The sequence below is a fragment of the Pseudomonas rossensis genome, from assembly GCF_039888995.1.
In the GTDB taxonomy this organism is placed as follows: Bacteria; Pseudomonadota; Gammaproteobacteria; order Pseudomonadales; family Pseudomonadaceae; genus Aquipseudomonas; species Aquipseudomonas rossensis.
Map to the genome: position 1 here is coordinate 16,302 of NZ_JBBWCB010000082.1, position 11,496 is coordinate 27,797.

The following is an 11,496-nucleotide window of genomic DNA, read 5'->3' on the forward strand; positions in this document are numbered from 1 at the left end:
ATTTTGCGTAGAAACGCGATTTTCAATCCAACACTGCGCTCCAATCGCGCTGAAAACGTTTTTACACAGTCTCGGCCATAAGCGGTCGAAGCTGCGTCGCATCGAGGACCGACTCATGCTCCCAGCACTAATCTACACTCCTGGCTAATGGTTCGATCAATGCTGCATCTGACATCGGCAACGCAAGTAGATGTCCAACCTCCGTCCCACTTCACTAGATAGAGGTCAGTTATGCCCAGCAACTCCATTCGAGCACTGCTCACCACTATCTTGGTCACGGCCTCCTGCTTATCAGGCGCTGCCGAGTCCGCAGCAGCGAAAAGTACAGGAGAGAACGATATGTCCCACCCTTCGGCATTGTCCTATGAAGTACTCGTTACTGACGGGGTAATTAGGGCGAGCGATAAACGCCTACCCAATGGTGATCGCATCGTTTCATCGCCGATCACCTCAACCCTGATCTTCGGGAAAACCGACGCTGTGCTGATCGATCCGCCAATGAGCCGTGAGCAAACGCAAAAGGTCAGCGACTGGGTTGCGCAATCCGGTAAGCACTTGAAATACATCTACGTGACCCACGGACATGGCGATCACTGGTTCGGCACTGAACAGATCCTCGAGCGGTTCCCAGGGGCCACTGTATATGCCACCGAAGGCACGATCCGGCTCATGCACCAGCAGGCCACTGTCGGACGCGAAAAGGTATATGACAAGGACTTTCCCGGGCTCATTGGAAAGACCGATGTTATTGCTCAACCGATACCTGCTGAAGGCTTCACACTTGAGGGCAATACCATCCAGGCCATAGATGTCGGTCATACAGATACTGACGACACCACGGTGCTGTATGTGCCGTCCATGGGACTGGTGGTGGCCGGCGACGTTGCCTACAACGGTGTACACCAATATCTCCTCGAAGGCGGCAACGGGGGGCTCCAAGCTTGGGTCAAGGCGATTGACCAAGTAGAAGCTTTGAAACCGCGCATCGTTATTGCTGGGCACAAACAGAAAAATCGTGCCGATGATCCAGTCATTCTGGAGCAGACCCGCCAGTACCTGTTGGATGCCATAGAACTACTCGCCGAGAAGCCGACCCCACGTGAGTTCTTCGACAAGATGATCGAACTCCACCCCGACCGCATCAATCAAGGACCGCTCTGGTACAGCGCTATCGGACTGCTCGGAACGCCGACTGCATCTTCGGGCGACGCCCCCCAGCCCAAGAATTAAACCTTTACCCGTCTAGCTGAGGATCGCCCCCATGCCTACTTTATTGACCCGTATAGTACTTCTCGCAAGCCTGGTTACAGCCCCGTATTTCGCGTTTGCGGCTGAAGAAAAAGTCACCTTCTCCGTTGAGGGAATGAACGTCGTCGGCACCCTGAACCTGCCCGACGGCGTTAAGAAGCCCCCGGTAATTCTGCTACTTCACAGTTTCGGGGGCAGTAGGGATGAGGGGATCATTCCGGCCGTCAATGAAGGTATCTTTGCCCGGGCCGCACGTCTTTGGGCCGAACAAGGCATTGCCAGCCTCCGTATCGATTACCGTTTTGATGGCGACAGTGATGGTGCAAAGACCGACGGCACACTCGATACGGATGTTGAGGATGGGCTGGCTGCGCTCGACTTTCTGGCCAAGTCCGGGCGCGTCGACGCCAACCGCATGGCGCTTGTTGGATGGAGCATGGGCGGAGCAATTGGTGCTGCTGTAGCAGGACGGACCCCGCATAAACTCGACGCGGTCGCACTTTGGAACCCTGCGACCAATATGGGAGCCGCTTTCCCGCTGCTGTGGGGCTCCGAGAAGATCAAGGAAGCATTGCACAGCGGTGACACCCCCGTCGTACTGGCAGTACCTGGTGGTGGCGAGGTCAAGCTTAAATCCGCGTTCTTTGTCAGCTTGATGACCCTCGATGCCGCCGCCGAGATCACCCAATACAAGGGGCCACTGCTCGTCGCCGTCGGCACTAATGACGACATCGTTTCTCCGCAGCCAACCCTCGGGAAAAGCTTTATCAGCTATCACCCCGGAGAACATGAGCTGCTTGTCCGGCCCATGGATCACGCCTTCAACATGACCAAAGACGAGAAGCAGATCGACGAGCTGATTTCGATTACCGCTACCTTCGTCAAGAAACACATTCGCTGATCCCGGTATCCCCGACTATTTCAAGTTGCTTGAAACGAGTCCCTTGCCGTTGACTAACGACTGGCAAGGGGCTTAGTCGCTAAAGCCGTATGACGTGACCGTGTTCGGCGAATGCGTGAGCGTCAACACGAAGACCACGCAACGGCACCTGGACTCAGACGTTGACCGGAAAAGAACCGTTCCATGTCTCAGTCGAATCAACAAAAACGGCCGTTTTCTGCCCTTCATGACTGACTGCTTTGGGTCGGTTAGCGACCACCACGCAACGTGACTGATCCACCCTTGTCCTCCCTCAACGTGGAGGACAAACCATGAAGATTATTGATACATACAGCCATCAGCCTTGGAACAAGGGAGAGCGTGTCGGGCAGAAAGCCCCGCTCCGAGTCAGAGATATCTGGGCCATCCGGGTCAGACTCCAGCTCGCGGAGAAGACACGGGATCTGGCTCTCTTCAACTTGGCCATCGACAGCAAACTGCGTGCCTGTGACTTAACCAAGCTGCGAGTACGAGACATAGCGCATGGGGAGCATGTGTCGTCACGGGCCATCGTGATGCAGCAGAAAACTCAGCATCCAGTGCAGTTTGAAATTACTGAGCAAACACGAACGGTTCTGGAGGCTTGGATGCATCAGGCCCATCTTTGCAGTGAGGACTTCCTGTTCCCGACCCGGTTGCATGGCTCAGATCATCTCTCCACCAGGCAATACGCTCGAATAGTCAAAGCATGGGTAACAGCCATTGGCCTTGACCCGACCATGTACGGTACTCACACGCTACGGCGAACCAAGGCATCGTTGATCTATCGCAGGACAAAGAACTTGAGAGCAGTCCAACTCTTGCTTGGTCATACGAAGCTCGAAAGCACTGTCAGGTACTTGGGCATCGAGGTCGACGATGCTCTGGAAATGGCAGAGCAGACAGAAGTCTGACCATCCACTGCGACGGTCTAGGCCAGACCGTCGCTATCCGACCCAAATTGGACATTCGAGACTGAAGGACTATCGGCCAGAAGCCGCCCGTGGCACTCCCGAGGTAAAACAATCAGAGCCCTTCATCTAACAAGTCGCGCGGCACATAAGCGCAGCCACAGAAGCTGGCAAGCTTGTTTAATGCGTCATTCAGCAATGCTGGAAGCCGCGCGGCATGCATTGCACGACTCTCCAAATGCAGGCTGATGACCTCAAAGCGATTTGCAGCTCGGTCAGCTTTGCAGTCGACTCGACCAACAAAATCTCCTTGCCAAAGGACCGGCAGACAAAAATAGCCGTATACCCGTTTAGCCGCAGGAACGTAGCTTTCGAGCCGGTAGCCAAAACCGAACAATTGCGCTAAGCGTTCACGATGGATCACAGCGTTGTCGAACGGCGAGAGCAGATGGACTTCCGCACTGGCTTTAGCATCACACCCCGCGCCCTCCTGTGCGATGACATAGGCGTCGGGCATCGCTGGATCATTCACGCGGGCCCATTCGCCTGTCTCCACACGGGTCTGCAATAGCTCTCGCATTGCATTGCGCAATGGTTGTCCGGTGCGCAAGTGCATCAGCTGCTTCCAGGTGACGACTCCATGGGCACGGACTGTGTTGTCAAGCAGATAGGCAGCCATCTCACCGGCTGACGGTTCTCGAAGATCCAGGCCATCTGGCAACAATTGCTCAGGCAACACATAGAGCTTTTCCATGCCCCTGCGCTCGCGGATCATCAAATCGCCCTGCATGAACAATTTGTCAAGCGCGCGTCGGCCAGGCCCATGGTCCCACCATGAACCCTTGCCTTTGCCGCACTCTCTGAGGTCGCGTGTGCGCAGCATGCCTTCACCTCGCACCCGATCCAGGATTTCCGTCATCAACTTGGCGTCGACATTCCTGAAATAGGGGCTCTCACCACGCCGAAAAGACAGCATGCGCGGCAATGCAAAACGGTAGTCTTGTATCGGCAGATAAGCGGCAGCGTGAAACCAATACTCAAAAACCCGCCCAGCACACGTCAGTTGGTTGAGATAGTCCAAGGAATACCCGGGCACGCGACTCCATAGGATGTGATGATGTGCTCTCTCAACGACAGACAGTGTGTCGATTTGCACATAACCTAAATGCTCTATCGCGCGGAGCGTGCCCTCAAGACCATGGCCAAATGCCTTGCTCGAACCTAGTCCTTGATGATCCAGAGCCAGTCGCCGCCAATAAGTTGGATTAGATTGAGTTGCCACGTTCAAGCCTTGGTCGAGTGCGCGCACCGTCTTATTGGTGTGGATGTTCCGGAAACTGCTTGGCGCTGTCGCAGATGTCGTACCAGCTTGGCTTTTCCTTGACGAACTCATGGAAGAGATTGGTGATGGTCAATGCGTCATCGATGCAGTTCGCAGCCACGGGAAACGACTCGGCGGTTGACGTCACCTCGCCCAATGCTGTTCCGCAGTGCGAACAGAAGCATCGGTTGTACTTATAAGGTGCTTCAGGCTTGAAGGTGGTGATGGAGTCCGAGCCGGAAATCAGCTCGAACGATGAGCGCTTTACGAAGACGAAGGTACTTGCTCCGACCTTTCTGCAACGAGAGCAGTGACATGTTCCCATCATTGTTGGAGGACTCGACACCAAGAACTTCACTGCTCCGCAGCAGCAACTACCTTTAAGCATGGCTTTCTCTCAAAATGAAATAAACACTGTACATAAATGCAGTACTTGTTGGAAGAGTGCCTTACCAAAACTTCAGGTATCTCATATGGACGAAGGGCAGCTTTGGGTCGATTGCAACTGGTCGCGGATGGCCGGAGTCGGCGAGGAGCGACCGGCGGACATGCTGCTGGCATGTCGGCGTACGCTGTTTGATTTGAGCTTTTGGCGGCAACCAATGGTGATACCTACCGGGATATCTCAACACGCGCCCTCAAACAATCCCGCCCCAGTCGCTGAGGCGCTCTTTACGAGTCTTTTAATAGCGAATCCATTCACTGATCCGCAGACCCCGTTACGGCGAAAATGTTGCAGGGCACTTGATACAGAACATGCTCCGTCGTACTGCCCACCCATTTGCCCAGTCCCTTGCGATGCGCATTTCCCATGACGATCACATCGGCCCGGTGATGCGCTGCAAAGTCCGCCAGCGCTTTGCCAGGTGGCCCTTCAACGAAGTGTTGCCGCTCAGTGGGCACACCATAGTGGTCAGCCAATGCGATAAATGACTTTTGCAGTGACTTGCGCACTTCGCTGCTGAAACCTGGCATCGTCACTGCACCAGCGCCTGCGTCGGATATATGTGTCCGCGATAGATCGTAGGCATGCAGCAGATGCAGTTCCGCGCGGCATTGCATTGACAATCCGTTCGCCGCCTGGATGATGCGGTCGTTGATGCCAGTGATCTGAGTCTCAGGTTGTGACGGATCGACTGCCGCCACTACCACCCGCGGAAGTGGACACCTGACTGCGCTGACCAAATGCACAGCCACCGGACATTCGCGCAACAGGTGCCAATCCAGAGGCGTAATGAAAACGCGTTTGAGCGCTGACTCGTGTTGCACGTCCTTGATAACCAGATCCGGCTGCATTTCTGCCACATGCCGAAGTATTTCTTGCAGCGCGGTTCGCGTGACAAGCACTTCGGTACTCACCATGACCCCGCGCGCGCGTATTAGATCGGCCTCATCCTTCAACCATTTTTCGTTCTCTTGCTGACAGGCCTCACGAAAACGTGCACCAGCGCTCTTCAAACCCAAGAGGTTGGAGTCTTCGATAAACACCGTGATGTGCAGCGCTGCGCCAGTGGCTTCGGCAATGGCGACAGCTCGCTCCAACGCCGGGGTATGACGCATGCCTGGACCGGCTATCAGAAAGAGTCGTTGATATTGGCTCATGTAACACCTCCAAACGTTCCGGGATATCTAGCTCCCCCCCAGCGCTCTCGCCTGTCACACCACCGACGATTTACTATCGCCTCAACTATCTGGATCGACACTATCAATATACGCCTGGATTCCATCAATCCCCCACTTGGCCGGGTCGACTTTTTCAACAGCATCGGTCGAATGCGACCGTTGGGTATGGCTTTGTGATCCTCATCGTCCTTGGCAACGGGGAACGGGGAACGGGGAACGAATGAGAACACCAACAGGTTGTTAAGGCAGTACTTCCCGAAAGGAACCGACCTTGCGGATCACTCGCAAGCCACCACGTTCGCCGTGCAAACATCGGTGTAACCGTAATAGCTCACGCACTCGCACTTGGAAAGATCGGTGTCGATGTAACTCCCCCCCCCAGTCGACCGAGTTTGAAGCCATAGGCTTTGAGGATGGCGTGGACCTCGCTCATGCGAAATCCCTACTTCGACGACCCACCACGCGGCTTATAAAAAAGAAACATCGAGGTCTCGGTGGTCTTGATGTATTTCCTGGCCCAAGCGGGTTTCACCTTTCTGTCGTGGAAATACATCGCGCCGTGGGTTCGGTCTTTCAGTTGCTTGTTGAGCGCCTTGCGCGCGATTTCCTTGGCAATCGCGTATTGGGTTTCTTCCTGGACCTGATCCGAGCGTCCGTCACACCACCACGAGAACTGACAATTTTTGGTTTTAGAACCCTGCTTGACCACGGCGCATACCGTGTCCGGAAAGCCCTCATGGCCCAGGCGGTTCATGACGACGCTGGCGACGGCTTCCATGTCGGCGGACGATTTGCCTTTGGATTCCCAATACGTGGAGCGGGCCAGACAGGTGATTGCATCGTCCAGCGGCGACGCACCGACGGGATCGACTGCCTGAACTTCGGAGGTGGTGATGGCTTCTGACCTGGGCACCGGTACATCGGCGCCCTTCTCCGCAGCTTTATGCTCAAGGACCTCGGCCTTGTCCTCGGCGACTTCCTTTTTTTGCTCCTGCTCAGACGCGATGGCATGGCCGGCGAGAAGAGTTATTGCCAAGCCGGTGGCTATCCAGATAACTCGCATGATCGACCCTTCGGACGGAACCGGAAGCACGCCGCACTGGCGACTTTGCTTGATTGTAGTTGCCAAAATTCATTCCAACAGACGGACAAAAAAACTGTCGTGGGGCGTGAAAAGTCATTGCGCTCGCGGGGGTGAAATCGCGCATCATGGGCACAGTCAGCTCAAGGGGATTTCCATGCGCTTCAAATCATCTGCTATGCGTCTTGCCACGTTGTCACTGGGGATGTTGGTCGCCGTGAATGCGTTGGCGGCCGACGAGAAACAACTGATTGATTCGATCAACCTCTACCGCAGCCAGGTGCAGCGCTGCGCAGGTCAGGCATCGCAGGAACTGCCGCCGCTGGCAGGCGATCCACGGCTGGCGCTAGACGCCACCAACATCGGCAATCTGCAGCAGGCGATGGCCAGCGCGGGTTATCCGATGAAGAACGTACAGGCGATCAGCCTGTCCGGACCGCGTGATGCGCCATCGGCGATGAAAGCGATTCAGGAGAGTTTTTGCCAGATCGTGCTGGACCCGCAATTCGTCGATGTCGGCGTCAGCCACCAAGACCGCGAGTGGCGCATCGTGCTGGCGCGTCCACTGTTGAGCGCTCGCCTGGGTGACTGGCAGGCGGAAGGTCAGAAGTTGCTGGCCGAGCTCAACATCGCACGCAGCCAGCCGCGCCAGTGCGGCACGCAATCCTTTGCCGCCACCACGCCACTGGCCTGGAACGCCACGCTGGCGACGGCGGCCGAGGAGCACGCCCGGTCGATGGCCAACAACAATTACTTCGATCACAAGGACCGCGATGGCCGCATGCCGGGTGACCGGGCTGAATTGGCAGGTTATGGCGGCGGGCAGATCGGCGAAACCATCGCTGCCGGACAAGACACCGTGCACAAGGTGGTCGATGGCTGGGTGTCCAGCGCCGGTCACTGCGCGAACCTGATGAACCCAAAGTACCAGGAGTTGGGCGCGGCGTATGCGGTAGATCCGAAGAGTGATTCGGGGATTTACTGGACGGCGATGTTCGGGGCGCAGTGAGTTCGGGACGACCGATAGAAAAAAAACCGGAGCCCTGTCATGGGGCTCCGGGTTTCTTTTTTTCAGCGACCGTCAGTGGTTGCTCATACCGGAAAACGTGAATACCGCCCCCAACCGCTTGACCCACCTCGACAGCCAGGGCCTCGCGAACATGGTCGATGTGGGTGAAAAAAACCTCGACCCAGCGTGAGGCCCAGGCACAAGCCTGGGTGCGCATGCCCCTGAACCAGGGGCTGTGCCATCCGGATCAGGCGATCGAGGACTTTGACGAGATCACCTTTTTTCCGCCGGTGACCGGGGGCTGAAGCATGACGGTCCGACATCGGCCGACTGATCGACGCCCAACGCGCTTCACGCCTCCACCTGCACCACCTCAATCCCGAGCTTCTGATAATCCTCGACATTGCCCGACGCCACGTGGCGCTCGGTGATCAGGGTATGAATGCGCTGACACGGCGCGACAACGAACGGCTCCACCGCCCCCAGTTTGTCGGCGGTGGTGACGGCAACGACGTGGGAGGCGCTGGCGAGCATCGCCTGTTTGACCGGCACCTCGTCGAAATGCAGGGAGCTGATGCCGACTTCCGGGTGAATCGCACAGACGCCGGTGAACAGCAGATCAGCCTTGATGCCCTCGATCAGCCGCAGGGTTTCATGTCCGCTGGCCGACAGGGTCGCGGGATTGAGTTGTCCGCCGGCCAGAATCACCGTGATGCCTTTGTATTCGGCCAGGGTGATCGCGATCATCGGCGAGGCGGTGACGGCCGTAATTGCAATGTCCGACGGTAGAGAACGGGCGATCTGCAGCGTCGTGCTCCCCGAATCGAAAATCACAATCTGGCCGTTGTGTACCTGGCGTGCGGCGAGTTGCGCCAGGTGTGTTTTCACCTCATCGGTTTCGCTGACGCGGGTGAAAAAATCCTTGCCGGTGTCCTTGGGCCGCGGCAGCGCCCCGCCGTGCACCCGCTGCACCAGCCCGGCGGTGGCCAGTTCCGTCAGATCCCGGCGAATGGTATCTTCGGACACCGCGAAATGCTGGCTAAGCTCACTAGCCATGACCTTGCCGTCACGTTCGAGAATCAATAGGATTTTTTGCCGGCGCAGATAAGGGAGCTCGGCGGCTGAATGTGAGTCGTGCATGCTTTCGCCCGTTTTTGCGCGTAATTGCGTGTTTGTGCGAGACTAGCCAAAGCGCGGGATAAACACAAACCACCCGGACATCAATTCTTTCGATGATTCAAATCATGAAGCCGAATTTTTTATTTGTTTGTGACCTATTCAAGATGGCGCCATCACAAATGTTTTGGATGAAAACTTCATGAATCTAAATTTTGCCTTTGCCTGCATGATCGTGGTCTCGTTCGCGATTGCGTTGGGTCATGCCTGATCAGCAGAAGCCAAGGGCCATTCGCTCCCTCCTCCATCCAGAGTCGACTCATGCTGTGTTCCCTTGTATCGAACGGCGCTCTCGTCACGCCTGAAATGCCGGATACAACGGTGCCCTGGTGGAGCTTTACCAAAACCGTGCTCGCTGCTGCCGCGCTGTCACTGGTGCGTGACGGGTTGATCAACCTGGACGACACCGTTGCTGAAGGCCCCTTTCACGCTACGCCAACTGCTGCGGCACGAGGCCGGACTGGCGGATTATGGCGAGCTCGCCGACTACCACACCGCCGTGGCTCGCCATGAGACGCCCTGGTCGGCCGATGACATGCCGCAACGCCTTGATGCCAGCCGGTTGCGCTACGCACCCGGGGACGGTTGGCGCTATTCGAACGTCGGCTATCTGTATGTCGTGCGACTGATTGAACGCGTGACTGGGCGCACGCTTGAAGCAGCGCTCACGGAGCGTGTATTCGCCCCCCTCGGTTTATCCCGCGTACACCTCGCCAAAACGCGAGCCGATCTAGAGGGCGTGAACATGGGAAGCGCGCCAACCTACGACCCCGGCTGGGTCTATCACGGTTTACTTGTCGGCCCGCTAGAGGAAGCCGCGCTTTGTCTGGACGGCCTGCTGGCCGGGCACCTTCTGCCAAACCCGCTGCTGCAAGCGATGCAAGCGGCACGTGTCCTCGGCGGCCCGATTCCCGGTCGCCCGTGGACTTCCCCGGGCTACGCTCTCGGCCTGATGCAGGGTTTGGTCATGGGCGATCTGACGTTGAGCGGACACACTGGCGCCGGTCCAGGCAACGTAGTGGCGGTCTATCACTGCGTTGATGGGGACGACACGGCGAGTTGCGCTGTCTTTCATGAAGGCGCCGACGAAGGGGTTGCCGAAGCAGAAGTGGTCGAGCGCCTGTCGGCAGTCCTTGGGAAAAGCCGGTAGAAAAGCCGTAACCCTTCCCAGCATGGTCTATAACCAGTGGCGACATGATTTGGATCAGGGAACCTTGAAGGCTCCCTCGCTAAATTGATCTCTTGAAAAACAGCCGACAAGTGACTGTCCGCTAGGAGATTCCTCGCATGAAAGCCCTGAAAATAGCCGCCAGTGATTCCGCGTTCGATTGTTTCCAGACCTCCCGAGAAGTGATTGCGCTCAATCAAACCGACTACACCGACGTCGCGGTTGCGGTGTTCTCTGTGGAGGATGTGATGGCGGGCGCCCTGGACGCCCTGCAACGTACCGGTTTCGATATCCCCATTTTTCTCGTCGCCTCCCCCGGTTCCGGCAACCGCGCCCGGGACGTATACAAGCACCTGCAAGATGTACTGCTTCAGGTAAATGGCATTTTTGACCCATCGCGCAACAACGCCGAATACCATGGCAACCAACTGGAAACAGCGGCAAAAGCCTATGAAGAAAGTCTCCTGCCGCCGTTCTTCGACGCGCTCAAGCACTACACCGAATCGGCCAACGCTACGTTCGCCTGCCCTGGCCACCAGGGCGGCCAGTTTTTCCGCAAACACCCGGCTGGCCGGCAGTTCTTCGACTTCTTCGGCGAGACCCTGTTTCGCGCTGACATGTGCAACGCCGACGTCAAACTCGGCGATTTGCTGATCCACGAAGGCCCGGCACTTCTGGCGCAAAAACACGCGGCGCAGGTGTTCAACGCCGACAAGACCTACTTCGTACTCAATGGCACATCGGCCTCAAACAAGGTGGTCACCAACGCGTTGCTCACGCCTGGCGATCTGGTGCTGTTTGATCGAAACAACCACAAATCCAATCATCAAGGTGCGTTGATCCAGGCGGGGGCGACCCCGGTTTACCTGGAAACCGCGCGCAACCCTTATGGGTTCATCGGCGGGATTGACGCCCATTGTTTCGAAGAAAATTACCTGCGCGAACTCATCAGCGAAGTCGCACCGGACAAGGCCCAACTGCCACGGCCGTTTCGCCTGGCGATCATTCAGCTGGGCACCTATGACGGCACCATTTACAAC

The 11,496-nt window shown here is 56.8% G+C and carries 11 protein-coding genes and 3 pseudogenes; 8 read left to right on the top strand and 6 right to left on the bottom strand.

The features are described 5' to 3' along the window. The first annotated feature begins 339 nt into the window (after nt 1-339). The 3 genes from WLY71_RS20230 (at nt 340) to WLY71_RS20240 (ending at nt 3,081) form a co-directional block, all read left to right on the top strand. Complete coding sequence (locus WLY71_RS20230) at nt 340-1,230, top strand: MBL fold metallo-hydrolase (RefSeq protein ID WP_347804953.1); 891 nt, start codon at nt 340-342, stop codon at nt 1,228-1,230. A 31-nt stretch (nt 1,231-1,261) separates the two neighbouring features. Beyond that, entirely contained in the window at nt 1,262-2,149 is an 888-nt protein-coding gene (locus tag WLY71_RS20235) for an alpha/beta hydrolase family protein (RefSeq protein WP_347804954.1), read from the top strand. A gap of 311 nt (nt 2,150-2,460) precedes the next feature. Next, nucleotides 2,461-3,081 carry a tyrosine-type recombinase/integrase gene (locus WLY71_RS20240; RefSeq protein WP_347804955.1) on the top strand — a complete coding sequence of 207 codons (621 nt, stop codon included), beginning with the start codon at nt 2,461-2,463 and terminating at the stop codon, nt 3,079-3,081. 112 nt (nt 3,082-3,193) lie between these two features. On the opposite strand, the gene WLY71_RS20245 is transcribed toward WLY71_RS20240, so the two are convergent. From WLY71_RS20245 to WLY71_RS20265, 5 genes and pseudogenes are all read right to left on the bottom strand, one after another. Next, complete coding sequence (locus WLY71_RS20245; RefSeq protein WP_347804956.1) at nt 3,194-4,360, bottom strand: winged helix-turn-helix domain-containing protein; 1,167 nt, start codon at nt 4,358-4,360, stop codon at nt 3,194-3,196. A gap of 31 nt (nt 4,361-4,391) precedes the next feature. Further along, nucleotides 4,392-4,787 (bottom strand): GFA family protein, encoded by a 396-nt coding sequence (locus WLY71_RS20250; RefSeq protein ID WP_347804957.1) that lies wholly within the window; start codon nt 4,785-4,787, stop codon nt 4,392-4,394. 311 nt (nt 4,788-5,098) lie between these two features. After that, complete coding sequence (locus WLY71_RS20255; RefSeq protein ID WP_347804958.1) at nt 5,099-6,001, bottom strand: universal stress protein; 903 nt, start codon at nt 5,999-6,001, stop codon at nt 5,099-5,101. 299 nt (nt 6,002-6,300) lie between these two features. Further along, nucleotides 6,301-6,405 (bottom strand): annotated as a pseudogene (locus tag WLY71_RS31405) (TorF family putative porin); the annotation flags it as partial. Nucleotides 6,406-6,464: 59 nt separating this feature from the next. After that, nucleotides 6,465-7,085, bottom strand: a complete 621-nt coding sequence (locus tag WLY71_RS20265; protein WP_347804959.1) for a cell wall hydrolase — start codon at nt 7,083-7,085, stop codon at nt 6,465-6,467. Nucleotides 7,086-7,260: 175 nt separating this feature from the next. Here WLY71_RS20265 and WLY71_RS20270 point away from each other — a divergent pair, with 175 nt between their 5' ends. From WLY71_RS20270 to WLY71_RS20275, 3 genes and pseudogenes are all read left to right on the top strand, one after another. Next, nucleotides 7,261-8,112 (top strand): CAP domain-containing protein, encoded by an 852-nt coding sequence (locus tag WLY71_RS20270; RefSeq protein WP_347804960.1) that lies wholly within the window; start codon nt 7,261-7,263, stop codon nt 8,110-8,112. 118 nt (nt 8,113-8,230) lie between these two features. Further along, nucleotides 8,231-8,330 (top strand): annotated as a pseudogene (gene moaC / locus WLY71_RS31410) (cyclic pyranopterin monophosphate synthase MoaC); the annotation flags it as partial. Continuing rightward, entirely contained in the window at nt 8,328-8,417 is a 90-nt protein-coding gene (locus tag WLY71_RS20275; RefSeq protein WP_425589943.1) for a MoaD/ThiS family protein, read from the top strand. The pseudogene moaC and the gene WLY71_RS20275, both read left to right, overlap by 3 nt. Nucleotides 8,418-8,463: 46 nt before the next feature. Here WLY71_RS20275 and WLY71_RS20280 read toward each other — a convergent pair whose 3' ends face one another. Further along, on the bottom strand, nt 8,464-9,252 hold the full coding sequence (locus WLY71_RS20280; protein ID WP_347804961.1) for a DeoR/GlpR family DNA-binding transcription regulator: 789 nt from the start codon (nt 9,250-9,252) through the stop codon (nt 8,464-8,466). Between the two features lie 297 nt (nt 9,253-9,549). On the opposite strand from WLY71_RS20280, the pseudogene WLY71_RS20285 reads away from it, so the two are divergent. Together WLY71_RS20285 and WLY71_RS20290 are read left to right on the top strand one after the other, a co-directional pair. Then, nucleotides 9,550-10,438, top strand: a pseudogene (locus tag WLY71_RS20285) (serine hydrolase domain-containing protein). Nucleotides 10,439-10,575: 137 nt separating this feature from the next. Further along, nucleotides 10,576-11,496 (top strand): Orn/Lys/Arg decarboxylase N-terminal domain-containing protein (locus WLY71_RS20290; RefSeq protein ID WP_347804962.1); only part of this gene is annotated, 921 nt, incomplete at its 3' end.

Bases quoted from the DNA above. Each gene is read 5' to 3' on its own strand.
- WLY71_RS20230 (WP_347804953.1), top strand. From the start codon at position 340: ATGTCCCACCCTTCGGCATTGTCCTATGAAGTACTCGTTACTGACGGG.
- WLY71_RS20235 (WP_347804954.1), top strand. From the start codon at position 1,262: ATGCCTACTTTATTGACCCGTATAGTACTTCTCGCAAGCCTGGTTACA.
- WLY71_RS20240 (WP_347804955.1), top strand. From the start codon at position 2,461: ATGAAGATTATTGATACATACAGCCATCAGCCTTGGAACAAGGGAGAG.
- WLY71_RS20250 (WP_347804957.1), bottom strand. From the start codon at position 4,787: ATGCTTAAAGGTAGTTGCTGCTGCGGAGCAGTGAAGTTCTTGGTGTCG.
- WLY71_RS20255 (WP_347804958.1), bottom strand. From the start codon at position 6,001: ATGAGCCAATATCAACGACTCTTTCTGATAGCCGGTCCAGGCATGCGT.
- WLY71_RS20265 (WP_347804959.1), bottom strand. From the start codon at position 7,085: ATGCGAGTTATCTGGATAGCCACCGGCTTGGCAATAACTCTTCTCGCC.
- WLY71_RS20270 (WP_347804960.1), top strand. From the start codon at position 7,261: ATGCGCTTCAAATCATCTGCTATGCGTCTTGCCACGTTGTCACTGGGG.
- WLY71_RS20275 (WP_425589943.1), top strand. From the start codon at position 8,328: ATGCCCCTGAACCAGGGGCTGTGCCATCCGGATCAGGCGATCGAGGAC.
- WLY71_RS20280 (WP_347804961.1), bottom strand. From the start codon at position 9,252: ATGCACGACTCACATTCAGCCGCCGAGCTCCCTTATCTGCGCCGGCAA.